This is a genomic window from Anaerocolumna sp. AGMB13020, from assembly GCF_033100115.1.
In the GTDB taxonomy this organism is placed as follows: Bacteria; Bacillota; Clostridia; order Lachnospirales; family Lachnospiraceae; genus Anaerocolumna.
Map to the genome: position 1 here is coordinate 5,311,826 of NZ_CP136910.1, position 24,258 is coordinate 5,336,083.

At 40.3% G+C, this 24,258-nt stretch carries 21 protein-coding genes; all 21 read left to right on the forward strand.

Annotated elements, in window-relative coordinates; all coding sequences use genetic code 11:
- Nucleotides 1–70: 70 nt before the first annotated feature.
- On the forward strand, nucleotides 71–865 hold the full coding sequence (proC, locus tag R2R35_RS22285; RefSeq protein ID WP_317732059.1) for a pyrroline-5-carboxylate reductase: 795 nt from the start codon (nucleotides 71–73) through the stop codon (nucleotides 863–865).
- Between the two features lie 3 nt (nucleotides 866–868).
- The gene (gene ppnP, locus R2R35_RS22290; protein ID WP_317732060.1) at nucleotides 869–1,189 is read left to right on the forward strand and encodes a pyrimidine/purine nucleoside phosphorylase; all 321 of its coding nucleotides are present in this window, start codon (nucleotides 869–871) and stop codon (nucleotides 1,187–1,189) included.
- A 606-nt stretch (nucleotides 1,190–1,795) separates the two neighbouring features.
- Nucleotides 1,796–3,277, forward strand: a complete 1,482-nt coding sequence (locus R2R35_RS22295) for a UDP-N-acetylmuramoyl-L-alanyl-D-glutamate--2,6-diaminopimelate ligase (RefSeq protein WP_317732061.1) — start codon at nucleotides 1,796–1,798, stop codon at nucleotides 3,275–3,277.
- 20 nt (nucleotides 3,278–3,297) lie between these two features.
- Entirely contained in the window at nucleotides 3,298–4,791 is a 1,494-nt protein-coding gene (locus R2R35_RS22300) for a UDP-N-acetylmuramoyl-tripeptide--D-alanyl-D-alanine ligase (protein ID WP_317732062.1), read from the forward strand.
- 33 nt (nucleotides 4,792–4,824) lie between these two features.
- Nucleotides 4,825–7,065, forward strand: a complete 2,241-nt coding sequence (priA, locus tag R2R35_RS22305) for a replication restart helicase PriA (RefSeq protein ID WP_317732063.1) — start codon at nucleotides 4,825–4,827, stop codon at nucleotides 7,063–7,065.
- A 485-nt stretch (nucleotides 7,066–7,550) separates the two neighbouring features.
- Nucleotides 7,551–8,024 carry a peptide deformylase gene (gene def / locus R2R35_RS22310; protein WP_317732064.1) on the forward strand — a complete coding sequence of 158 codons (474 nt, stop codon included), beginning with the start codon at nucleotides 7,551–7,553 and terminating at the stop codon, nucleotides 8,022–8,024.
- A gap of 15 nt (nucleotides 8,025–8,039) precedes the next feature.
- Nucleotides 8,040–8,969, forward strand: coding sequence for a methionyl-tRNA formyltransferase (fmt, locus tag R2R35_RS22315; protein ID WP_317732065.1), 930 nt, complete (start codon nucleotides 8,040–8,042; stop codon nucleotides 8,967–8,969).
- Between the two features lie 85 nt (nucleotides 8,970–9,054).
- On the forward strand, nucleotides 9,055–9,756 hold the full coding sequence (locus R2R35_RS22320; RefSeq protein WP_317732066.1) for a zinc metallopeptidase: 702 nt from the start codon (nucleotides 9,055–9,057) through the stop codon (nucleotides 9,754–9,756).
- Nucleotides 9,749–11,125: a 16S rRNA (cytosine(967)-C(5))-methyltransferase RsmB gene (gene rsmB / locus R2R35_RS22325; RefSeq protein ID WP_317732067.1), complete on the forward strand. Its 1,377-nt coding sequence runs from the start codon at nucleotides 9,749–9,751 to the stop codon at nucleotides 11,123–11,125. Before R2R35_RS22320 ends, rsmB begins: the two co-directional genes overlap by 8 nt.
- A gap of 175 nt (nucleotides 11,126–11,300) precedes the next feature.
- On the forward strand, nucleotides 11,301–12,344 hold the full coding sequence (gene rlmN, locus R2R35_RS22330; protein WP_317734843.1) for a 23S rRNA (adenine(2503)-C(2))-methyltransferase RlmN: 1,044 nt from the start codon (nucleotides 11,301–11,303) through the stop codon (nucleotides 12,342–12,344).
- A 29-nt stretch (nucleotides 12,345–12,373) separates the two neighbouring features.
- Complete coding sequence (locus R2R35_RS22335) at nucleotides 12,374–13,099, forward strand: Stp1/IreP family PP2C-type Ser/Thr phosphatase (protein WP_317732068.1); 726 nt, start codon at nucleotides 12,374–12,376, stop codon at nucleotides 13,097–13,099.
- Between the two features lie 14 nt (nucleotides 13,100–13,113).
- On the forward strand, nucleotides 13,114–15,282 hold the full coding sequence (pknB, locus tag R2R35_RS22340; RefSeq protein ID WP_317732069.1) for a Stk1 family PASTA domain-containing Ser/Thr kinase: 2,169 nt from the start codon (nucleotides 13,114–13,116) through the stop codon (nucleotides 15,280–15,282).
- Between the two features lies 1 nt (nucleotide 15,283).
- Complete coding sequence (gene rsgA / locus R2R35_RS22345) at nucleotides 15,284–16,165, forward strand: ribosome small subunit-dependent GTPase A (protein ID WP_317732070.1); 882 nt, start codon at nucleotides 15,284–15,286, stop codon at nucleotides 16,163–16,165.
- Between the two features lie 96 nt (nucleotides 16,166–16,261).
- A complete protein-coding gene (gene rpe, locus R2R35_RS22350; protein ID WP_317734844.1) occupies nucleotides 16,262–16,930 on the forward strand; it encodes a ribulose-phosphate 3-epimerase in 669 nt (222 codons plus the stop codon).
- 81 nt (nucleotides 16,931–17,011) lie between these two features.
- On the forward strand, nucleotides 17,012–17,665 hold the full coding sequence (locus R2R35_RS22355) for a thiamine diphosphokinase (RefSeq protein ID WP_317732071.1): 654 nt from the start codon (nucleotides 17,012–17,014) through the stop codon (nucleotides 17,663–17,665).
- Nucleotides 17,666–17,678: 13 nt separating this feature from the next.
- Nucleotides 17,679–18,776: a redox-regulated ATPase YchF gene (gene ychF / locus R2R35_RS22360; protein ID WP_317732072.1), complete on the forward strand. Its 1,098-nt coding sequence runs from the start codon at nucleotides 17,679–17,681 to the stop codon at nucleotides 18,774–18,776.
- A gap of 14 nt (nucleotides 18,777–18,790) precedes the next feature.
- On the forward strand, nucleotides 18,791–19,726 hold the full coding sequence (gene lgt, locus R2R35_RS22365; protein ID WP_317732073.1) for a prolipoprotein diacylglyceryl transferase: 936 nt from the start codon (nucleotides 18,791–18,793) through the stop codon (nucleotides 19,724–19,726).
- 283 nt (nucleotides 19,727–20,009) lie between these two features.
- Complete coding sequence (gene mraZ / locus R2R35_RS22370; protein ID WP_033166732.1) at nucleotides 20,010–20,438, forward strand: division/cell wall cluster transcriptional repressor MraZ; 429 nt, start codon at nucleotides 20,010–20,012, stop codon at nucleotides 20,436–20,438.
- A 37-nt stretch (nucleotides 20,439–20,475) separates the two neighbouring features.
- Nucleotides 20,476–21,411: a 16S rRNA (cytosine(1402)-N(4))-methyltransferase RsmH gene (gene rsmH / locus R2R35_RS22375; protein ID WP_317734846.1), complete on the forward strand. Its 936-nt coding sequence runs from the start codon at nucleotides 20,476–20,478 to the stop codon at nucleotides 21,409–21,411.
- Nucleotides 21,412–21,448: 37 nt separating this feature from the next.
- Nucleotides 21,449–21,970 (forward strand): septum formation initiator family protein, encoded by a 522-nt coding sequence (locus R2R35_RS22380; protein ID WP_317732074.1) that lies wholly within the window; start codon nucleotides 21,449–21,451, stop codon nucleotides 21,968–21,970.
- Nucleotides 21,971–22,054: 84 nt separating this feature from the next.
- On the forward strand, nucleotides 22,055–24,196 hold the full coding sequence (locus R2R35_RS22385) for a peptidoglycan D,D-transpeptidase FtsI family protein (protein ID WP_317732075.1): 2,142 nt from the start codon (nucleotides 22,055–22,057) through the stop codon (nucleotides 24,194–24,196).
- The last annotated feature ends 62 nt before the right edge of the window (nucleotides 24,197–24,258 follow it).

The following is a 24,258-nucleotide window of genomic DNA, read 5'->3' on the forward strand; positions in this document are numbered from 1 at the left end:
CCCTGTTACAGTGGGTGAAATAGTATAGTATTCTTCGTACAAAGTATAAAAAGTACAGAAAGGAAATGGTATGAAATTAGGATTTATCGGTTGCGGTAATATGGCAGCGGCTATGATTGGAGGCATAACGGCTAATGGGATTTGCAGTGCAGAAGATATTTTTGCTTCGGATTCTTATGAACCGGCACTGGAAAAAGCCAGGGATCAATTACAAATTAAGGTCAGCGGTGATAACAAGACTGTAGTAAATGAAGCAGATATCCTGTTTTTAGCGGTAAAACCTCAATATTATGAAGCTGTGATTAATGAAATCAAGGATTGTATACAGGATAACCAGATTATAGTAACGATAGCACCCGGTAAAACCCTTGACTGGCTGTCTAAGACCTTTGGAAGATCATTAAAAATTATCCGCTGTATGCCGAATACTCCTGCATTGGTAGGGGAAGGTATAACAGGAGTTTGCAGCAACGACCTGGTAACAGTGAAAGAACTGGAGCTGGTGTGCGGGATATTAAGCGGGTTTGGCAAGGCCGAAGTATTACCGGAGAAACTTATGGATGTAGTAGTAGCTGTAAGCGGAAGTTCCCCGGCTTATGTATTTATGTTTATCGAAGCAATGGCAGATGCAGCTGTAGCAGATGGAATGCCAAGAGCGCAGGCGTATCAATTTGCTGCACAGGCAGTGTATGGAAGTGCTAAAATGGTTCTTGAAACTGGCAAACATCCTGGTGAATTAAAAGATATGGTATGCTCTCCGGGAGGGACTACCATAGAGGCTGTCAGGGTTCTGGAGCAAAAGGGTTTTCGTAGTGCTGTAATTGAAGCCATGAAAGCCTGCACGACTAAATCGAAGGGACTTTAGAAAATGAAATTTGAAAACGTGGATGTAGTAAAAGAAGCAAATGTATATTTTGACGGAAAGGTTAACAGCCGGACAATTTGTTTTAAAAATGGAGAGAGAAAAACTCTGGGATTTATGCTGGCAGGTGAGTATGAATTTGCTACCGGAGCTGAGGAACTGATGGAAGTCCTAGGAGGAGAAATGGATATCTGTCTGCCCGGAGAATCCTCCTATACCACTTACAAAACAGGAGAAAATTTTGTGGTTCCGGCTGACTCCAAGTTCGAGATTATTGTAAGAACCTACAGTGATTACTGTTGTTCTTATAAAGAAGCAGCGAAATAAAAATGCTTATGCCATAAGCTCCATTTTCCTCTTCTAGTAACATCCTTCAATCATTTACTGTGCAGTGCCTTTCACAGCTAACACCTGAAACTAAATAATGGAAATAATGGGAGTATACAGATAATTGAGGATTTTGTTTTGGCGTTTTGTATCGAAAGGCTCCATATGCCACTTAAGTGACAGCAGCCGTGACTAGCGAAAAAAGTGCCAGTGTCTGAGCAGCAGCAAGCTACCGAAGCCTCAGCGTTCCAGCGAGTTTGGCACTTTTTCCGCTTCCAGGAACGGCTGCTGTCGCTTTAGTGGCATACGGAGCCTTGAGTAACAAAACGAAAAAACAAAATTCTCAATTATCGTCCGTTTCCCCAACATCCCTTTCTGCATTTGTCCTGCACAACTCCTCAGCTGACATTGACAAGGAAAATCCAGTGTTATATAATGAATGAAAGTATGGGTATTCTATTACCTTGAGATAAAGCCCGTCCGGGTAAGCTTGGATGGGCTTTTCTGTTGGAAAATGCAAGGATGCCCAAAGTATGGAATATGAGTATTTCCCGTTCATATATTATATTAATTCAGCCATAGTACAGGGCTATAGAGGAGGTATTTATGCAGCTTAAGAAATTGTTGGAAAAAACTGAATATACACTGGTAAGAGGGACTTTGGATATGGAAATTCTGGATCTAGTATATGATTCCAGAAAAGTAAACCCAGGTTCCGTTTTTGTATGCATCAAAGGTTTTAAGAGTGACGGACATGATTATGCCAGGGAGGTTGCAGAAAAAGGAGCCAGAGTTCTGGTAGTTTCCGAGGAAGTGGAAGTTGACGGTGAGGTTACGGTACTTCGTGTTGCAGATACCAGACTGGCACTCGCAGAGCTTTCAGCAGCCTACTTTGACCACCCGGCAGCAAAGCTTAAGACCATCGGCATTACCGGAACCAAAGGTAAAACTACCACCTCCTATATGGTACGTTCCATCCTGGAAAATGCAGGTATTAAAACAGGACTTCTGGGAACCATAGAAGTCATTATTGGAGAAAAGGTCATTCCGGCAGCCAATACAACCCCGGAATCCTACCAGATTCAGGAGTACTTTGCAAAAATGGTCGAAGAGGGCTGTGAAGCAGTGGTTATGGAGGTCTCTTCACAGGGGTTGATGCTTTCAAGAGTTGGCGGCTTTACCTTTGATTACGGTATTTTTACAAATATTGAGCCGGACCATATCGGTCCCGATGAACACAAGGATTTTGAAGAATATATGGCTTGCAAGGGGCTTCTCTTTAAACAGTGCCTGGTGGGAATTGCAAATGCAGATGATTCTCATATGGAGGAGGTACTAAAGGGACATTCCTGTAAGCTTGAAACTTACAGCCTGGAGAAAGAAGCAGACTTAATGGCTTGCAATATAAACCTTCACATGATGGATGGAAGCCTTGGTGTAAATTATGATTTGAAAGGACTGCTGAACTACTCCGTACATTTAAATCTGCCGGGTAAGTTTAATGTTTACAATTCGCTGACGGCCATTGCCATCTGCAGACATTTTGGAATCAAGGAAGAGAATATAAAGAAAGCTCTTTTATCCGTTAAAGTAAAAGGAAGAGTTGAGCCGGTATCCATATCCTCTAATTTTTCCATGATGATAGATTATGCCCATAATGCCATGTCCCTGAAAAGCCTGCTTACTACCATTAAGGAATATGAACCCAAAAGACTGGTATGCCTTTTTGGCTGCGGCGGTAACCGTTCGAAGTTAAGACGGTATGAGATGGGTGAAATATCATCAAATCTTGCAGACCTTACCGTTGTTACCTCTGATAACCCTAGATTTGAAGAACCGGAGGAAATCTTAAAGGATATCATAACCGGTGTAAAGAAAGGTCCGGGCGAATATATTGCAATCATTGACAGAAAAGAAGCCATAAAATTTTGTATTGAAAATGCCAGGGCAGGTGATGTTATTATCCTTGCAGGTAAAGGCCATGAAGATTATCAGGAAGTAAAAGGCGTTAAATACAAGATGGACGAAAGAGACCTGATTCGTCAGGCTGTTGATGAAATAAGAGCAGAAGGTAAAGTTGTTCTATAAGACCGGAATGGAGAAATGAAATGAATGAATTAAAGATAAAAGAAATTGTTCTTGCTACGAAAGGAAAACTACTTTGGGGAAATGAGGACATCAATATTTCGGAGGTATTGACAAATTCCGGGAAAGCAGTAGCAGGTTCTCTCTTTGTCCCTATCGTTGGTGAGAGAGTAGACGGACACGATTACGTTCAGGATGCTTTTTTACATGGAGCAGCAGCCTGTCTGTCACACAAGGAATTGCCAGAGGTAGAAGGCAGAGCCTGCATCCTGGTAGAAGATACCTTACAGGCGTTACAGGCACTTGGCACCTATTATAGAGAAAAATACCCCATACCTGTGATCGGGATTACCGGAAGCGTTGGAAAGACCACGACAAAGGAAATGGTTTCGGCAGCCCTGGAGGTATCCCATAACGTGCTTAAAACCGTAGGAAATATGAACAGTCAGGTAGGGCTGCCCATAATGATGCTTAAGCTTAAGAAAGAGCATGAACTGGGTGTAATAGAGATGGGAATGAGCGAAGAAGGCGAGATGGCTAGGCTTTGCAGCATAGCCCAGCCGGAAGCAGCGGTCATGACCAACATTGGGGTATCTCATATAGCACAGTTAAAAACCAGGGAAAATATCAGAAAAGAAAAGATGAATATTATCAATTCCTTTGTTAAGGGTAATGTTCTGGTTCTAAATGGAGATGACGATCTGCTGGGAGAAGCTGCACTGGTATGGGAAAAAAGAGAGATAGGCATTGACCTGTCCCCCCTAACAGCAGAAAAGCTGAAAGAATGCCAGGTAATAACCTATGGTATACAAGGCAGCTATGATTTTACGGCTTCTGATATTAAAACCATAGCAGAGGAGACTACCTTCCGGGTGACATATCCAAAGACGAAAAAAGATTTAAAGACAGATATCCTGTCCGAGAAGCTTCTGCCTGATAGTGGGATAGTTACAGAAACCGTCTCAGAGGTAGTTGTTCTAAAGGTACCTGGAATTCACAATGTCTATAATGCACTGGCAGCCCTGGCCATAGCCTGGCATTATGGAATCCCCGTAAGCAAAGCAAAAGAAGGACTTAAGAATTACAGACCCATTGCTATGAGAGGCCAGATTGTAAGCTCTAATGGTATGAAAATAATCGATGATTCCTACAATGCGAGTCCTGATTCCATGAAGAGCGGTATAGGTGTATTAAAAGAACTGGAGCATGTCACAAGGCGTATTGCAGTTCTTGCTGATGTAAAGGAACTGGGTGAGATTTCACAGCAATGCCATTATGAAGTGGGTGAATATATTGCCGAGGTAAACCTTGACTGTGTTGTTACGGTGGGAACAGAAGCCCGCTATATCACAAAGGCGATACAGGATAAGAAAGCTCAAATCGAGACCCATTCTTTTGAGAATAATAAAGAAGCAGTAAGTTTCTTAAAAGGTTACTTGAAGACTGGAGACGGTATATTGGTAAAAGGTTCCAGAGGAATGGAGACCGATGAGATTGTAAAAGAGCTATTACAATAGATAGATGAAATACAGGAAGGTGGTGATAAGGTAATGAAATATGCAGATATCATAGTAGACATTTCACATGAAGATCTGGACCGTACCTATCAATACCTGATACCGGAAGCGTTTAGAGACCGTGCTTTAATCGGAGCCCAGGTGCTCATTCCCTTTGGAAAAGGAAACAGACAGATAAAGGGATATATTACCGGTTTGTCTGATAAAGCAAAATGGAAAGAAGAAGCTATAAAGCCTATTACTTCTCTGGCAGACGATACTCTGATGATTGAAGGTCAGCTGATCAGTCTGGCAGCCTGGATGCGGAACACGTTTGGTTCCACCATGAATGAAGCACTAAAAACAGTGATTCCTGTTAAAAAGATCGTTAAGCAAAAAGAGGATAAGAAGATTAAGGTGCTTCTGACAGTACCGGAGCTAAAAGAAGCGCTGAATACAGAGAAACGTAAAAATAATAAAGGCAGAATCCGTTTAATAGAAGAGTTGTTAAAGGGAGAAGCGCTAGATTATGAATATGTCAGGAATAAGCTGAATATCTCTCCCTCTACCATTAAGGATCTTGAAAAGCTGGGTATAATAAAGACAGAAGCAAATGTCTTGTATCGAAATCCAGTAAGCGACTATAAGGTGGTTGAAAAAACGGTAATCCTTAGTGACAAGCAGCAGGAAATAGCGGATGATTTTATCAAAGATTACAGAGCAGGTATACGAAGGACCTGCCTTTTATATGGTGTTACCGGCAGTGGTAAAACAGAAGTATATATTAATATAATAGAAGAAATGCTAAGACTTGGGAAACAGGTTATTGTGCTGATACCGGAAATTTCCCTTACCTACCAGACCGTTATGCGTTTTTTACAAAAGTTTGGGGACCGTGTATCAATTATGAATTCAAAATTGTCCGGCGGGGAAAAATATGACCAGTATCTTCGAGCAAAAAACGGTGATATTGATATTATCATTGGACCCAGATCGGCTCTCTTCACCCCTTTTAAGAATCTTGGCCTCATAATAATGGACGAAGAGCATGAAGGAAGTTATAAAAGTGAGAATCCACCGAAATATCATGCCAGGGAAACTGCCATTGAAAGAGCAAGGCTATCGGGAGCCAGTGTACTTTTAGGTTCTGCGACTCCTTCCCTGGAATCCTACAAGAAAGCTCTGGAGGGTGAATATACCCTTTACCGACTGGAAGCCAGAGAAGGTACGAGGCAAATGCCCTCTATCTGGACGGAGGACCTGCGAGAGGAATTAAAGGCTAGAAATAAATCCATATTCAGCAGAAGACTAAAAAATCTTATGGAAGACCGGTTGAAAAAGGGAGAACAGATTATGCTTTTTATCAACCGCAGAGGTTATGCAGGATTTATTTCCTGCAGAAGCTGTGGTTTTGTCTTAAAATGCCCTCATTGCGATATTTCTCTCACTTCTCATAACAATGGCAGGATGGTCTGTCATTACTGCGGACATGAGGAGGATTACCCGAAAACCTGTCCTTCCTGTGGCTCGAAATATATAGCAGCTTTTGGCACCGGGACTCAGAAGGTTGAGGAAATGGTACGAAAAGAATTTCCTTATGCAAGAATTCTTCGTATGGATATGGATACCACGAAAAAAAAGGGAGGTCATGAAGAAATACTTGCCGCCTTTTCCAAAGGGCAGGCAGATATTTTGGTGGGAACACAGATGATCGTAAAAGGCCATGATTTTCCAAAAGTTACCCTGGTGGGTATTCTGGCAGCGGATCTTTCCCTTCATGCAGCAGATTTTCGTGCATCAGAAAGGACTTTTCAGCTCCTGACACAGGCAGCAGGCAGAGCGGGAAGAGCTGAACTGCCGGGAGAAGTGGTGATACAGACTTACCAGCCGGAGCATCATAGTATTGTTTATGCAGGAAAAGGTGACTATGAAGGCTTTTATAAGCAGGAGATGCTGTTTCGCAAATTGATGTCCTATCCTCCGGCTTCCCATATTCTTGCAGTACTTATTGCTTCAAAAGAAGAGGGAAAAGGAATAGAAGCAGCTGAGTTTTTAACTGACAGCTTAAAACAATGGGAAAAAGAGGAGGAACTGAAAGAGTATCATATTATCGGACCTTCGCCGGCCAGCCTGTCAAAGGTCAATGATATTTACCGGTTCTGCTTATATATAAAGGAAGAAGATTACAACAGACTGATTGCTGCTAAGGATTTTTTGGACGGTTTTTACCGTTTTTCTGATAAATTTCAAGGAATTGTCGTCCAATTTGACTTTAATCCGATGAACAGTTATTGATTTTCGGTATAAAAATAGGTAAAATGGAGTGGTAATATAAAATTGATTAACGGTGGTTTTTGGATAAGCGATGGCCAAGGGGAGTTTTTCACAAGGGGACGGCAAATTGCACAAACCAGAAAACCCCTTGCTTCAATTCCAAGGCATAAGAAGTCCTAATTCTCTGGAAATTTTGTGCTGGGCATCTTCTTAAACAGATAACTCGCTGCACTCAAACAATCTGTTTGAGAAGATAGCACAAAGTTTCCAGAGAAAAGGGCTTCTAATGCCTTTCCATAGGCGCAATGGTTTTTTTGGTTTGCGCAATTTGCCTGTACTTGAAGTGTAAATATGGGGGTGGCACTTTAATCATTAATTGTAATATAAAATAATTATGTTTTTGGAAGATAAGTAAAAATCAGTTAATTCTTACATTTTTTATTGAAGTGAGAAGGCTGGATAATAATTAAACTTGTTTTTATAGATTAAAAGAGAGGATAATGGAAATGGCAATTCGCAATATTAGAAAAATCGGAGATTCCATCTTAAATAAGAGAGCAAAAGAAATTACAGAAATGACCCCGAAAATTAAGACTTTGATTCAGGATATGCTAGATACCATGTATGATGCTTACGGTGTGGGTCTTGCAGCCCCTCAGGTGGGTATACTGAAACGTCTTATCGTTATTGATGTTTCAGAAGACGGTGATTCGCCTATAATACTTATAAACCCTGAAATATTAGAAACTGACGGCGAGCAGGTGGGTGAGGAAGGCTGTCTTAGTGTTCCTGGAAAATCAGGGGTAGTAAAGAGACCCAATTATGCCAAGGTAAAAGCTTTCAATGAAAATATGGAAGAAGTTGTTGTGGAAGGAACAGAATTGTTAGCAAGAGCTCTTTGCCATGAAATCGATCATTTAAATGGCGAGCTGTATGTAGATAAGGTAATCGGAGAGCTTCATTCCAATACCGAAGAATAAAGGAGTAGCAGACACATGAATATTGTTTATATGGGAACACCGGCGATTGCAGCGGTTATCTTAAAAGATCTTCATGAAGCCGGTCATAGGATTATAGGGGCTGTGACGCAGCAGGATAAGCCGAAGGGAAGAGGCAATCAGGTGCAATATTCCGCAGTGAAGGAAATGGCATTAAGCCTTAACATACCGGTATTTCAGCCAAGACGGGTAAAAGAACCGGAATTTATTGAGATTTTAAAGCAGTTAAATCCGGATGTTATCGTTGTGGCAGCCTTTGGCCAGATCCTGTCAAAGGTTATTTTGGAACTTCCGAAGTTTGGTTGTATTAACGTACATGCTTCTTTGCTTCCTAAGTACAGGGGATCAGCACCTATTCAATGGAGTATCATTGAAGGAGAAGAAAAAACCGGTATTACCATAATGCATATGGATGAGGGAATTGATACTGGTGATATGATCAGCAAAAAGGAAATTACTCTTTCACCCAAAGAGACCTTTGGAACGTTACATGATAAGCTGGCGGAAGCAGCAGGGCCTTTATTAATTCATGCACTTGCGGATATCGAAGCAGGAAGAGCAACAAGAACCAGGCAGGGGGACAGTAACTCTATGTATGCCAGGATTCTTGATAAATCTCTGGGGCACATTGATTTTTCCCAGCCTGCCATTAAGATTGAAAGACTTATCAGAGGATTGAATCCATGGCCTAGTGCATTTACCTTCCTTGAAGGGAAAATGCTTAAGATCTGGGATGCGGATGTTGAGCCTGCCCAAGAAAATGGCGCACCAGGTGAAATTATCGCGGTAAGAAAAGATGCCGTATTGGTTCAGACAGGGGAAGGTATTCTTGCTGTCAAAGAACTGCAGTTAGAGGGAAAGAAAAGAATGACTTCAGAAAGCTTTTTGAGGGGATATGAAGTGAAAGCAAATACTGTTTTACAATAAAGTCTAAAAAGCAGCTGCCAGAAAGGACAGAAAGTTTTACAAGAGTGTCTGATGCGGTAACTGTTTTTGAAAAGGAGGAATTTATATGTTTCCATATTTTTACGGACTGGATCCCACATATATTTTGGTTATAATAGGTGCCGTACTTGTGCTGGGGGCCTCAGCTTTAGTGAATTTGACCTTCGGGAAATATTCGGCTGTCAGAAGCTTGTCAGGAATGACAGGTGCCCAGGCTGCACAGCGAATCTTAAATCAGGCAGGTATCTATGACGTTTCCATAGAACACATAAATGGTAAGTTGACCGATCATTATGATCCATCAAATAAAGTGCTGAGATTGTCTGACAGTGTATACGGTGATTCCTCCGTCGCTGCTATTGGTGTTGCCGCCCATGAGTGCGGGCATGCCATCCAGCACCAGCATGGATATGTGCCGCTTCGTCTGAGGACTGCTATCGTACCTCTTGCTAATTTTGGCTCAAAGATTTCCTGGCCTCTGATTATATTGGGAGTTTTCTTAAGCTGGTCGCAGACATTAATCTATGCAGGAATTATACTCTTTTCCCTGGCGGTATTGTTTCAGATCATAACCTTGCCCGTTGAGTTTAACGCTTCCAGGAGGGCGGTAAAGATATTGGATGATTCTGGTATTCTATATGGTGAAGAGGTTCAAATAACAAAGAAAGTTCTAGGCGCTGCAGCACTTACTTATGTTGCAGGTGCGGCAGCATCCGTTCTGCAGCTGCTAAGGTTAATAAGAATATTCGGAGGCAATAACCGTGACTGATACAAAAGTGGTTACAAGAAATACCAGGGAAATTGCTCTGGATATACTCATAGAGATTCTGGAAAAAGGAGATTTCAGCCACACGCTTCTTAACAGAACATTAAAAACGTATTCTGATCTTACCAAACAAGACAGAAGCTTTATAACCAGACTGGTGGAGGGGACCCTTGAGAGGCTGTTAACCCTGGACTTTTATATCAATAGTTATTCCAGTGTAAAAGTCGGGAAAATGAAGCCATTGATAAGGACCCTTCTTCGTCTTTCTGTGTACCAGTTAAAATATATGGATCAGGTTCCGGACAGCGCTGTCTGCAATGAGGCAGTTAAGCTGGCTGGAAAACGAGGCTTTAAGAGCCTTTCCGGTTTTATGAACGGAGTACTTAGAAATATCGCCAGAAATACCAAAGAAGATTACCATTCCCTTGAGCAGAAGGACCGGATAGGATATCTGGAGGTAGCTTATTCAACACCTCGCTGGATGATTGAGAAATGGTTAAAGGAATACTCCTATGAGACAGTAAAGGGAATGCTTGCTGCTCAGTTTGAAGAGAGCAGAGGAACTACAGTTAGGGTCAACCAGTCTGTTAATACCCCGGAGGAGTTATTAGAGATACTGAAAAAAGAAAATATAGCAGCAGCAAAGGGTATTTATAATGATACGGCACTTAAGCTGTTAAACTATGAAACCATGGATGCAATCAAAGCCTTTTCTGATGGCAGATTTACGGTACAGGATGAAAGCTCCATGCTTATAGGGTTTATTTCCGATGTAAAAGCAGGAGATTATATTATTGATGTCTGTGCAGCTCCAGGTGGTAAATCTCTTCATGTGGCAGATCTTCTTAAAGGTTCAGGGAAAGTGGATGCCAGGGACCTTACTGAGTATAAGGTGTCCTTAATCAATGAGAACATTGCCAGGTTGGGCTATGACAATATAGAAGCATGCTGTATGGATGCCAAAGAGCTGGATGAGGAGAGCGTTGGGAAGGCAGATATCGTGATTGCGGACCTGCCCTGTTCCGGTCTTGGTGTTATTGGAAAGAAACCTGACATAAAGTATAATATGACAGAAGAAAAACAAAAGGAACTAATCAAGCTGCAGCGTGAAATATTAACAACAGTAAGCCAGTATGTCAAAGAAGAAGGAACCTTGATATACAGCACCTGTACCGTTAATAAGGATGAAAATCTGGATAATGTTGAATGGTTCGTAAGGAATTTTCCGTTTCAGCTGGAGAGTATTGAAAAATACCTTCCGGAAAATATCAGTTCTGATACAAAACAAATGGGGTATTTGCAATTAATACCCGGAATACACAATACAGACGGTTTTTTTATGGCAAGACTTAAAAAACTGAAATGTTTATGAAAAGTTGATATTCGCGAAAGAGGTTAGTTGAAAACAAAAGCACATTTTCAACTACGGATACAGGAATATCAATTGAAATTGATATTCACGAAGAGGTTAGTTGAAAACAAAAAGCACATTTTCAACTACGGATACAGGAATATCATTTAAAGTTGATATTCACGAAAGGGTTAAAATGGACAAAACAGATATTAAATCCTTAGATTTGGAGGAGTTAAAGAGCTTTATAACAAAAGCTGGTGAGAAACCTTTCAGAGCTTCGCAAATTTACGAATGGCTGCATGTAAAACTGGCCTGGGATTTTGAAGAGATGTCAAATGTTTCAAAAACTTTAAGGACATACCTGACAGAGAATGCAGATCTTAAGAAGCTGACCCTTGTCAGGACCCTTACTTCTAAAACTGGTGAAACCTCCAAATTCCTATTTCAGTTAGAGGATGGCAACCTTTTAGAATGTGTACTTATGAAATATCATCACGGAAACAGTGTATGCATTTCCTCCCAGGTAGGCTGTAAGATGGGCTGCAGATTCTGTGCCTCGACATTAAATGGCTTTGCGAGAAATCTCACAGCTTCTGAAATGTTGAATCAGATATATATGGTACAGAGGATAACCGGTGAAAGAGTTTCTAACGTGGTGGTTATGGGAACGGGAGAACCCCTTGATAATTACGACAATCTGGTTTCCTTCATTAAGAAATTAACGGATGATAAGGGGCTTCATATCAGTCAGAGAAACATAACAGTATCAACCTGCGGACTGGCAGATAGGATCAGGCAGTTGGCGGATGAGGAGCTGCAAATAACGCTGGCGCTCTCTCTCCATGCTTCAAATGATGCAACAAGAAAAGAGCTGATGCCCATAGCAAACCGATATTCTATCGCTGAGGTGTTGGCAGCCTGTGATTATTATTTCGAAAAGACCGGCAGACGAATGACCTTCGAATACAGTCTGATAGCCGGAGAGAATGATAAAGAGGAGCAGGCAAAGGAACTGGCAAAGCTGTTAAAGGGTAAAAATGCACACGTGAATCTTATACCGGTTAACCCGATTAAAGAGCGTAATTACAAGCAATCACAGGTCGAAAGTATCCACAAATTCAAATTAATACTTGAAAAATACGGAATAAATGTTACTATTAGAAGAGAAATGGGAACAGATATAGACGCTGCCTGTGGACAATTAAGAAAAAGTTACATGGAAGAAACTTCCGGTTAAAACCGAAAGGAAGTTAAGGAGGTGCAGACATGAAATCATTTTCGATAACAGATACAGGAATAGCCAGGCTTGTCAATCAGGACTATGTTTATGCCAATGAGGATGGAATTGGCGAACTACCGAATTTATTTATTGTTGCCGATGGCATGGGAGGACACAATGCCGGCGATTATGCCTCCAGATTCTGTGTAGAGACTTTTATTGAAATCATCGAAAAAACAGAGGTCAGTCAACCGGTGGGAGCCATGTCCCAGGGTATCCTGTTAACAAATGAGAGACTGTTAAAGGAAGCTGATTCGAAACCAGAATTACAAGGTATGGGAACTACCTTTGTAGTAGCAACTGTTATAAATAACAACCTTTATGTAGCAAATGTTGGTGACAGCCGCTTATATTTAATCAGAAATAAGAACATAAGGCAGATTACAGAGGATCATTCCCTCGTTGAGGAAATGGTAAGAAACGGTGAAATAGAACGGGATAAGGCGCGTTTTCATCCCAATAAGAATATTATCACAAGGGCAATAGGAGCCGGTGAATCGGTAATACCGGATTACTTCGAAGTGGAGTTATGTCCTGAGGATGTGGTGCTAATGTGCTCTGATGGCCTTTCCAATATGATGGATGATTTGGATATTCTGTCAGTTGTGAATTGTTATAATGAGGATTTAAAAAGTGCCTGTTTGGAACTTATAAACAAAGCCAATGAAAACGGCGGAAAAGACAATATTTCCGTGGTTATGCTAAAATTGTAAGAAGAGGTGAGAACATGTTAAAACCGGGTATGTATATCAGCGACCGCTACGAAATAATAGACAAAGTAGGTTCCGGTGGTATGGCAGATGTTTATAAAGCCAAGTGCCATCGGTTAAACCGTTATGTAGCTATTAAAGTTCTTAAGCCGGAATTCAGTGATGACACGAATTTTGTTAAGAAATTCAGAGGAGAAGCTCAATCTGCAGCAGGTTTGTCACACCCAAATATCGTAAGCGTATATGATGTAGGAGAAGATAATGGTCTATATTATATTGTAATGGAATTGGTTGAGGGTATCACTTTAAAGCACTTTATCGAAAGAAAAGGTAAGCTGGAAGTGAAAGAAGCTGTGGGCATTGCCATACAGATAGCAATGGGTATGGAAGCGGCTCATATAAATCATATTATTCATAGAGATATCAAACCCCAGAACATCATTATTTCTAAGGAAGGTAAAGTTAAGGTTACTGATTTCGGTATTGCAAAAGCCACCAATTCCAATACGATTACCTCAAATGCAATGGGGTCTGTACACTATCTTTCACCGGAGCAGGCAAGAGGTGGTTACAGTGATGAGAAAAGTGATATTTATTCACTTGGTATAACCATGTATGAGATGTTGTCCGGAGAAGTGCCCTTTGTGGGAGACAATACAGTTTCTGTAGCTCTTTTGCATATACAGGGGGAAGCTATTCCCTTAAGGGAAATTGACCCGTCCATACCACCAAGTATAGAAAAGATAATTCAGAAATGTATGCAGAAGAAGCCCGAGAGAAGGTACCTCTCAGCTTCTGAACTGATAACGGATTTAAAGCGTTCCATTTCGAATCCAAATGGAGATTTTGTCGTGATTCCAGCAGCAGGTGTTTCTGATTCTCCCACGATAACAATATCAGAGGATGAAGTTAGCCACATCAAAACGGCGTCTACCCAACCTGGCAGAAATACAGGAAACCTGGAAGGAAAAATGAACAATACCAATCCTGACCTAAAGCATACTTCGACTAATTTGAATTTAAAATCCAAGGAGGACGACGAGGAGGATATTGATCAGGTTGATCCAAGAGTGGAGAAGATTATATTTATCGGATCAATTGTAGCCGGTGTAATACTGGTCATTTTGATTATTTTCTTTGTCATTAATATATTTCATCTTTTCCCGGGGAATAAAGACAACAATCTTCCGTCGGACGAAATAACAGCTACTGTTACACCTTCTGCTGAACCCACAGATGAAGCAGCTACAACTGTTATCATGCCTTCCGTTGTAGGCTATTCCTTTGAGGATGCTGAAAAGAGACTGAAAGCAAAGTCAGAGGATTTGCGGATTAAGGCAGAAGAAAAGACCTCTGATAAATATGAGAAGGGGATAGTAATTGAACAGTACCCGGCTTCAGAAGCTGAAATAGACAGCGACGGTGAAGTAAAGTTGGTTGTAAGTTTGGGACCGGAGACCTTCCCACTTCCTGATGTATATAATCTAGGTGATAGTCAAGCTTCTACGACATTAACTGACAGCGGCCTTGTAATAAAACATGAATATGCTTTTGATGATAATATTGTTGAGGGTAATGTTATCTCAACAGAACCTATTAAAGGAACTTCCGTTAAAAAGGGAGATACCATCATATTAATTATGAGTAAAGGACCTGAAAAGACTACTGTTTTGGTTCCTGATGTACTGAATTCAAGTAAAGCAGATGCCATTGCCAAGTTAAAGGATAATAACCTGGTAGAAGGTAGTATAACCGAGGATTACTCTGACACTTATGCGAAAGGAAAGGTAATGGGACAGAGCAAGAGCGGTGGTTCTGAAGTGACCAGAGGTACAGCCATTGATCTTGTAATCAGTTTAGGCCCTGATGCAAGACCGACCTCCTATACAGGTTCTGTAACCATAGATGAAAATCCTTTTGACTACCCGGGAGACAGCGGCATTGTACTGTTCCAGCTGTTCCAGAATGGAAAAAGCACTGATCTGGAGAAGAGAACAATGAACTACGACAGTTTTCCTGTTACGCTGCCTATAACCAGCAGCAGTGGTTCTGATGCAACGGTATCTATGATGATAGGCAGAGATGCGGAAGAAGGCGACTCTGGAGCGGTATTAGAAAGCGGAAGATGGGTTGTTTATGAGGAATACGGAACCGCCTGGGACGTAGAATTTACGGCGGAGCGATAAGATGAAGGGAAAGATATTAAAAGGTATTGGCGGCTTTTATTATGTATTTACAGAGAAGGAACAACTTTATGAATGCAAGGCAAAAGGGATCTTTCGAAATCAGAATATTAAGCCGCTGGTAGGCGATGACGTGGAGATGGACATTCTGGATGAGGAGATGAAAAAAGGTAATATCATTCATATCCTTGAGCGGACAAATGAACTTATCCGGCCTGCTGTAGCAAATGTGGACCAGGCAATGATTATTTTTGCCGCTGCCAAACCTGCTCCGAATCTTAATCTGCTGGATCGCTTTTTGATACTAATGCTGCAGCAGAAGGTTGAAACCATTATTTGCTTTAACAAAACGGACGTAGTTACAGAAAAAGAAATTTCTTTGTTAGAGGAAACTTATCGTAATTGTGGCTATAAGACATTGTTTACCAGTACCTTTACAGAGGAGGGGATAAACTCTGCAAAGGAGCTGCTGGCTCATAGGACTACGGTGCTTGCAGGGCCTTCTGGCGTTGGTAAATCTTCCATCATAAATCTGCTCTCTCCGGAAGCTAATACAAAAACCGGTGAAATCAGTGAAAAGATACAAAGAGGAAAACATACAACGAGACACTCAGAACTTATAGCTGTTGGGGATGAGACTTTTGTTATGGATACACCGGGATTTAGTTCCCTGTATCTTGAAGGTCTGGAGAAAGATGAGTTAAAAGATTTTTTTCCGGAATTTAAGCAATACGATTCACAATGCAGATTCTTAGGCTGCATGCATCTGAATGAACCGGACTGCAATGTAAAAGAAGCCTTAAAGAATGGGAGAATCAGTAAAATACGATATAAAAATTATAAAGATTTGTTTGAAGAATTAAATAACAAAAAAAAGAAATTTTAGGGTGCAGGATAGCACCCTAAATGCCGCTAAACAGTGGTGGAATACAAGGACAGGACAGGAATTCAATCGGAGTATTGGATATTCAGAAAAGAGGTTATTATGTATAAATTGGCACCTTCAATTTTGGCTGCGGACTTTTTTAGACTTGGTGAATATATTAAAGAAGCGGAAGCGGCCGGAGTGGAATACCTCCACATTGATGTAATGGATGGTGAATTTGTCCCCAGTATATCATTTGGAACTCCGATCATAAAATCCATAAGAAAGGAATCCAGGCTTGTTTTTGATGTTCATCTTATGGTAGAGGAGCCGATACGTTATCTGGAGGATTTTAAGGAAGCGGGTGCTGATATTATAACTGTTCATGCAGAGGCCTGCAAGCATCTTCACAGAACAGTTTCTAAGATCAAAGAACTGGGGTTGAAGGCTGGTGTTTCTCTGAATCCGGCAACACCTCTCTCTGCCCTTGATTACATTCTGGATGAAGTTGATATGATCCTCATCATGAGTGTAAATCCGGGGTATGGCGGACAGGCTTTTCTGCCTCTTTCCATGAACAAAATCAGGAGTTTGAAAAAAATCCTTGATGAAAAACAGTTAAAAGTGGATATTGAGGTTGATGGCGGAATCAGTGCCTCCAATGTTGAAGAAGTTATAAAAGCAGGTGCTAATGTTATTGTTGCTGGAACTGCGGTATTCGGAGGCAATATTACCGAAAATGTAAAGGCTTTTCAGGAAGTATTTCGTAAGCATGAGGTTGGTTGATAATTATACCGTTTTGTTTAAGCAGGTTTTTCATGAACAACGGATGAAGGAAGTTCAATTAATAGTAAGGATGAAATTGTGATGAGTGATGGAATACTTATAATCACCGGTGGTGAGATAACCTTCCCCTTTGTGAGGGATTATCTTGCCGGAAGAAGTTTTGATAAAGTGATAGCAGTGGATAGAGGACTTATGGCAGCGAAACAGCTGAATCTTGCTGTGGATTATGCAGTAGGAGATTTTGACTCAGTATCGGAGGAAGTCATAACTTATTATAAGCAGAAAAGCGGTGTTCAGATTGTAGAATACAATCCCATGAAAGATGCTACTGATACGGAACTTGCCCTTGATCTGGCTGTATCCTTAGAACCGGAGCAAATTCTTATCCTTGGTGCTACGGGAACCAGAGCGGATCACATGCTTGCTAACATAGGGCTGTTGTATATGCCTTTGACAAAGAAAATTAGAACAACTCTGATTGATAAAAATAATAAAATTTATATGATAAATCATGATGCGGTTTTATACCGTAACAAGCTTCATGGTCCCAATGTATCCTTGCTTCCCTTTACAGAGACAGTAGATAAGATTACTCTAAAGGGTTTTAAATATCCCCTTGATGAGTATACCTTAAAGTTAGGCAGCAGTATTGGAATCAGTAATGAAGTAACGGAAGAAAGAGCAGAAATCATATTAGGGTCAGGCATCCTTCTTGTGATTGAAGCAAAAGACTGAAAGGAAGAAATATATGAAACTAGGTATAGTAGGTTTACCCAATGTAGGTAAAAGCACACTTTTTAATTCTCTCACAAAAGCAGGAGCGGAATCCGCGAATTATCCTTTTTGCACCATAGATCCTAACGTAGGAATTGTTGCAGTACCGGATGAAAGGTTGAAAGTATTAGGTGATCTTTATCATACTGAAAAAATAGTTCCTGCTGCAATTGAATTTGTAGATATTGCAGGTCTTGTCAAGGGAGCCTCTAAAGGTGAAGGCCTCGGAAATCAGTTTCTCTCTAATATCAGAGAAGTAGATGCTATTGTCCATGTGGTACGTTGCTTTGAAGACAGCAATATTATCCATGTTGATGGCAGCGTTGAACCATTAAGAGATATAGAGACTATTAATCTGGAATTAATTTTCTCTGATTTGGAGATAATTGAAAGAAGAATAGCAAGAACTTCAAAGGGTGCCAAAAATGATAAGACACTTGCAAAAGAATTGGAACTTTTGGAAAGACTAAAAAGTCATCTGGAAGAAGGAAATCTTGCCAAGAGCTTTGAGGTTTCAGATGAGGAAGAAGCTGTTCTTGTAACCTCATTTAACCTGCTTACCTATAAGCCTGTAATCTATGCGGCGAATGTAAAGGAAGAAGACCTTTCCGACGATGGAGTGACGAATAGCCAGGTAGCCCAAGTCAGAGAATTTGCAGCAAAGGAAGGCTCGGAAGTATTTGTTATCTGTGCGCAGATAGAACAGGAAATTGCCGAGCTTGATGAGGAAGAAAAGAAAATGTTCTTAGAAGATCTGGGACTGAAAGAATCCGGTCTTGAGAAATTGATTGCTGCCAGTTATAGCATTCTTGGACTGATCAGCTATTTGACGGCAGGACCGAAGGAAACCAAAGCCTGGACGATTCAAAAAGGAACCAAAGCTCCTCAGGCGGCTGGCAAGATACACTCGGATTTTGAACGAGGTTTTATACGAGCAGAAATCGTCAGCTATTCAAACCTTACGGAATGCGGTAACTTTAATCTTGCAAAAGAAAAAGGTCTGGTCCGTTCAGAGGGTAAAGAATATGTAGTTCAGGATGGAGATGTTGTTCTATTCCGGTTTAATGTTTAAGAAAGCGGTGATGTATGATGCTATTAAATGCTGGTACGAATATTAATTTTCCGAATCTGGGAATCAAACTTAAGGATGTAGGCTCTTCTATTAATTTTTTTGGCTTTTCCATAGCATATTACGGTATTGCCATCGCCATCGGCATGGTGGTTGGTTATCTTGTGGCAGAGTGGCAGGCGAAAAGAACCGGACAAAATAAAGATTTATATCTGGATTTTGCCTTGTATGCAATTATACTGTCTGTAATAGGCGCAAGAGTCTATTATGTAATATTCAACTGGAATGAGTACAAAGATTCTCCTCTTCAGATATTTAATATACGAAATGGCGGTCTTGCAATCTATGGTGGTATCATAACGGCTGTTATTACTGCATTTGTCTATACAAAAATCAAGAAAATATCCTTTGGGCTTCTGGCTGATACAGCTGTTCTGGGACTTATAGCAGGACAGATTATAGGCAGATGGGGAAACTTTTTTAACAGGGAGGCTTTTGGCGAGTATTCGGATGGATTATTTGCTATGCAGCTTAACATAAAAGATGTCAGCAGTGACTACACTATGCCTGTTGCACAACTGGCGCAGAAATTTGCCGGTAAGGAACAGGCGTACCAAAAGATATTGGAAATCAGAAACAATGCTGTTAGTATTGAAGGAATTCCTTACATTCAGGTTCAGCCTACCTTTTTGTACGAATCTGTATGGAATTTGATTCTGCTGGTATTACTTATCCTTTACTCAAAACATAAGAAGTTTGATGGGGAAGTATTCCTGCTCTATTTGTTTGGCTACGGACTGGGTCGGTTATGGATAGAAGGTTATCGTACAGATCAGTTATTTCTTTTTAACACACCTCTGGCTGTATCGCAGTTGTTGTCCGGAATCCTGGTTATAGCTGCTGCAATTGTTATTGTGGCAATGAGACGTCGAAAAACAAAGAAAACTGTATAAAAATGCAAAATATGATTTGAGAAGAGATATAAGAGAATAGGACAATTTTCCTATTCTCTTTTTTTACCCTTTTTAAGAGCAAATCATGATACCTGCAATACTGGTTACACTAGATATTGTAGGTGAAAAATAACATTACACAAATTTTCCAAAAAAAGTAAAATATGGAAGGTAAAAATATTCAGAAATGCTTGCCATATGAAGTAAAGTGGTATAAAATAGCCTTATAAGTGGTGCAAAGTGGTGGAAAGTGGTACTAAGTGGTGGACAGGTGGTGAGATTCATGTTCATGGGAGAGTATAACCATACGATCGATACAAAAGGACGAATTATAATGCCCTCCAAATTCAGAGATGAATTAGGAGATAATTTTGTAGTTACCCAGGGATTAGATGGGTGTCTTTTTGTATATCCTAATGAAGAATGGATGAATTTCGTCAACCAGCTGAAGAATCTTCCGGGTACTAAAGATGCCAGACAATTACAGCGATATTTTATGGCTGGAGCAGCTGATTGCGAAGTGGACAAGCAGGGAAGAGTTTTGATACCTGCTAAATTAAGAGAAACAGCGGCTCTTGAAAAAGATATTGTATTTGTTGGTGTGCTAAGTAAGATTGAAATCTGGTCCAAAGAAAGATGGGATAGTAACAACAATTATGAAAATATGGATCAGGTAGCTGAGCATATGGCAGATTTCGGGCTAAGTTTTTAATATGGGAGATTTTAAAATGGATATGGAAAAAAAAGAAATTGAATTTAAGCATATATCAGTACTGCTGCAAGAGACCATTGACATGTTAAATATCCGTGGAAACGGAATATATGTAGATGGAACTTTAGGCGGGGGTGGCCACTCCTATGAAATATGCAAAAGGCTTGAGAGCGGAGGCAGACTGATTGGTATTGACCAGGATGAAGCTGCGATACAAGCTGCCAGTTTGCGCCTTGAGAATTTTAAAGACAAGGTTACTATAATAAGAAGTAATTACGTCAACATGAAGAAGGTATTGGAGGAACAGGGGATTCATAAGGTAGACGGAATTATGCTGGATTTAGGTGTGTCCTCGCATCAGCTGGATACTACCGCCAGAGGTTTCTCCTATAAGGAAGATGCACCTTTGGACATGCGTATGGATACCAGAATGGATATCTCAGCAAAAGATATTGTTAACGGCTACAGTGAATTCGATTTATATCGTATTATCAGAGACTACGGTGAGGATAAGTTTGCAAAAAATATTGCAAAACATATTGTTCGAATAAGAGAAGAGCAGCCCATTGAAACAACTGGTCAGCTGACAGAAGCCATCAAAGCTGCAATTCCTGCCAAACTCCGTATGAACGGGCATCCCGGCAAAAAGACCTTTCAGGCAATCAGGATTGAGCTGAATAAAGAGCTGGAAGTATTAAGCAGTACTCTTGAGGATATGATAAATCTGCTAAATGATAATGGAAGGCTTTGTATCATTACTTTTCACTCTCTTGAGGATAGAATCGTCAAATCATTTTTTAGGAACAAAGAAAACCCATGTACCTGCCCGCCCAGCTTTCCGGTATGTGTATGCGGTAATAAAAGCCTTGGAAAGGTAATAACACGAAAAGCATTATTACCATCAGAAGAAGAAATAGTAAATAACAAAAGATCAAAAAGCGCTAAACTCAGAGTGTTTGAGCGCCACATATAAAAGACAGAAGCGAAAGACATAAAAGGGGGAGAATATAATGGAGGAGAATAAGCGTAAGTATACCCGGCAAGACAGTTACTATGACGGCAATGCAGTCAGAAAACTGCAATACGCCACAGAGCCGGATGACGACAGAGAAGAAATAAGAAATGTTCCTAAGGTAAAGCCAAAGCCGGCTGTTAGAAGAAGAGCTAAGGGCAGACCGGTTATGAATTTGTTTTCTGTATTTTTTCTTACAGCTGCCATCGGAATAACAGTTTATACTTGTATAGGTTACCTGAATGTGCAAACACAAATAACGCAAAAGCAGAATGAAATTGCGTTACTTGAACGCGATCTGGCGAAATTAAAGAATGATAACGATGCTAATCTGGCTAAAATCGATACTTCCATTAATTTGAAGTATATATATGAATATGCTACCGGTAAATTGGGGATGGTCTATCCCGATGACAGCCAGGTAATACTGTATGAGAGCAATGTCAGTGACTATGTAAAACAATACAAAGACATACCGAAGGCAGAAGACGATTCCTTATTTGGCAAACTGAAGAAGTAAATTGAGACACAGTGTGACAGTATACATATTTCACACTTCTTATCGGAAGTATTATATACTTACGTGGTACAACAGGAGTAGATTATGGCTAATCAAGGAATGAAACAAAGAAGAACAAAAAAGATTAAGAAGTTTACAAATCGTATGAGCAGCAGATTACTTTTCGTATTTTCTGTGATACTGATATTTATGACGGTACTTATAGGACGAATCGTGTGGTTAAATCATACGGATGGGGTTCGGTACGAAAAAAAAGTCCTTTCACAGCAGACTTACACAAGTACTACGATACCTTACCAAAGAGGAAGCATACTTGACCGAAATGGTACGGTATTAGCTTATAGTGAAAAGGTATACAATGTTATCTTAGATGTTTATTACGCCTTATCTGAGAAAGAATATGCGGAGCCGACAAAAAAAGCACTTATTAATTCTTTTGAAGGTGTAACGGAAGAAAAAATCAATAAGCTTTATGAAGAGAAGAAAACCAGCAGGTACAGCATTATATTAAAGAGCATATCCTACGAGGATATGGAGAAATTCAAAGAGCTTGCAAAAGCAGATAAAAATATTCAGGGCGTATGGTTTGAAGAGGATTATAAACGCAGATACCCTTATGAAACTTTAGCATCGAGTGTCCTGGGCTTCACGACAAATGATAATAATGGAAACTGGGGTATTGAGCAATTTTATAATGATACTTTAAATGGCACAAACGGTATTGAATTCGGGTATATGGATTCAGAATTGAAATTGGAAAAAAATGTGAAGTCCTCCATTAACGGAAATACAGTAGTATCAACCATAGATGCAAATGTACAGAGAATTATACAAGATCATATAAAAGCATACATAAAAGAGTATGACCCGGATAATATGGGTGTCATTGTTATGAATCCGAACAATGGTGAGATTTTAGCAATGGCTTCTAATCAAGAATATGATTTAAACAAACCGACAGATCTTACACCTTTCTTTACAAAAGATGAAATAAAAGGTATGACAGAAGAAGAAAAAATGAATTTCTTGAATAATCTGTGGAGAAATTATACCATTAGTAATTCCATAGAGCCTGGTTCAACTTTTAAACCTTTTACTATAGCTGCTGCATTGGAAGAAAATCTGATAAAACCCAGCGATACTTTTTATTGTGATGGCGGCGAGGTTATATTGGGGACTCCTGTTGGGTGTTCTAAGAGAACAGGGCATGGTGAGATTACATTAACACAGGCACTGATGGTTTCCTGTAATGATGCATTAATGCAGATCGTAGAAAAAGAAGGCGCAAAATTATTTACAAGCTATCAGAAATATTTTGGATTTGGTGGAAAAACAGGAATTGATCTTCCGGGTGAAGAATCAGGAATTCTTTTTGCAAACGATAAATTATCCAAGCTAGACCTTGCAATCAGCAGCTTCGGACAGACTTTTAATGTAACTATGATACAGATGGCAGCAGGTTACTCCTCTTTGGTGAATGGCGGATATTACTACGAACCCCATATTGTAAAAGAAGTATTGAACTCTGGTGGAAGTGTAGTATCCACCAATGACAAGAAGCTTGTAAAGTTATCTGTTTCCAGTACTACCTCTGACTTCTTAAAAGAAGCCTTATTAAAGACAGTGGCTGAAGGAACGGCTCATGGAGCGCAGGTAACTGGTTATGAAATCGGAGGTAAAACTGGAACGGCACAGACGTATCCCAGAGCTGCCGAAGAAAAGCTTTTGTCATTTATCGGAAGTGTTCCTGCAAAGGACCCACAGTTAGTTGTTTATGTGGTCATACATAATCCTAAAAAAGTAGAAAAGAAAAAGCAGAGCAGTGCATTGGCAACAGAAGAAGCCGGTGCGATAATGGCAGAGATTCTACCCTTGTTGGAGATTTATCCAGCTGCTGATAGTGATGGAGCAGTAACGAACACTGGAAAAGGTACTGATAACGCAAACAAGGAAAGCACAGGGAATAAAGAAAACGCTGGGAATACCGAAAATTCTGAGAACAGCTCTAATCAGGAAAACGGACAGGCAACCAATACTCAGGATAATGAAACACAGAGCAGTAACCAGGATACAGAACAACAGACTGAAGATGGATTTCCTGTTGAAGGCAGTATCGATCCTCTTCCAGATGCAATAGGTGATAACGCAGGAGATAATGCAACTGCTGATGATACGGAATCACAAGATAATAATTCAGAGTACAATTCTTCTGGAGGCAATGATTAAGGAAATAAACTGAACTGTAGAATATCTTCATTATTATATACATAGACAACTTTCATCACATT

What these genes read in the sequence shown, in the direction of transcription:
- fmt (WP_317732065.1), top strand. Translation starts at nt 8,040, where the DNA reads ATGAATATTGTTTATATGGGAACACCGGCGATTGCAGCGGTTATCTTA.
- R2R35_RS22295 (WP_317732061.1), top strand. Translation starts at nt 1,796, where the DNA reads ATGCAGCTTAAGAAATTGTTGGAAAAAACTGAATATACACTGGTAAGA.
- priA (WP_317732063.1), top strand. Translation starts at nt 4,825, where the DNA reads ATGAAATATGCAGATATCATAGTAGACATTTCACATGAAGATCTGGAC.
- R2R35_RS22335 (WP_317732068.1), top strand. Translation starts at nt 12,374, where the DNA reads ATGAAATCATTTTCGATAACAGATACAGGAATAGCCAGGCTTGTCAAT.
- rsgA (WP_317732070.1), top strand. Translation starts at nt 15,284, where the DNA reads ATGAAGGGAAAGATATTAAAAGGTATTGGCGGCTTTTATTATGTATTT.
- ppnP (WP_317732060.1), top strand. Translation starts at nt 869, where the DNA reads ATGAAATTTGAAAACGTGGATGTAGTAAAAGAAGCAAATGTATATTTT.
- rlmN (WP_317734843.1), top strand. Translation starts at nt 11,301, where the DNA reads ATGGACAAAACAGATATTAAATCCTTAGATTTGGAGGAGTTAAAGAGC.
- R2R35_RS22320 (WP_317732066.1), top strand. Translation starts at nt 9,055, where the DNA reads ATGTTTCCATATTTTTACGGACTGGATCCCACATATATTTTGGTTATA.
- R2R35_RS22385 (WP_317732075.1), top strand. Translation starts at nt 22,055, where the DNA reads ATGGCTAATCAAGGAATGAAACAAAGAAGAACAAAAAAGATTAAGAAG.
- pknB (WP_317732069.1), top strand. Translation starts at nt 13,114, where the DNA reads ATGTTAAAACCGGGTATGTATATCAGCGACCGCTACGAAATAATAGAC.
- ychF (WP_317732072.1), top strand. Translation starts at nt 17,679, where the DNA reads ATGAAACTAGGTATAGTAGGTTTACCCAATGTAGGTAAAAGCACACTT.
- R2R35_RS22355 (WP_317732071.1), top strand. Translation starts at nt 17,012, where the DNA reads ATGAGTGATGGAATACTTATAATCACCGGTGGTGAGATAACCTTCCCC.
- mraZ (WP_033166732.1), top strand. Translation starts at nt 20,010, where the DNA reads ATGTTCATGGGAGAGTATAACCATACGATCGATACAAAAGGACGAATT.
- lgt (WP_317732073.1), top strand. Translation starts at nt 18,791, where the DNA reads ATGATGCTATTAAATGCTGGTACGAATATTAATTTTCCGAATCTGGGA.
- def (WP_317732064.1), top strand. Translation starts at nt 7,551, where the DNA reads ATGGCAATTCGCAATATTAGAAAAATCGGAGATTCCATCTTAAATAAG.
- R2R35_RS22380 (WP_317732074.1), top strand. Translation starts at nt 21,449, where the DNA reads ATGGAGGAGAATAAGCGTAAGTATACCCGGCAAGACAGTTACTATGAC.
- R2R35_RS22300 (WP_317732062.1), top strand. Translation starts at nt 3,298, where the DNA reads ATGAATGAATTAAAGATAAAAGAAATTGTTCTTGCTACGAAAGGAAAA.
- proC (WP_317732059.1), top strand. Translation starts at nt 71, where the DNA reads ATGAAATTAGGATTTATCGGTTGCGGTAATATGGCAGCGGCTATGATT.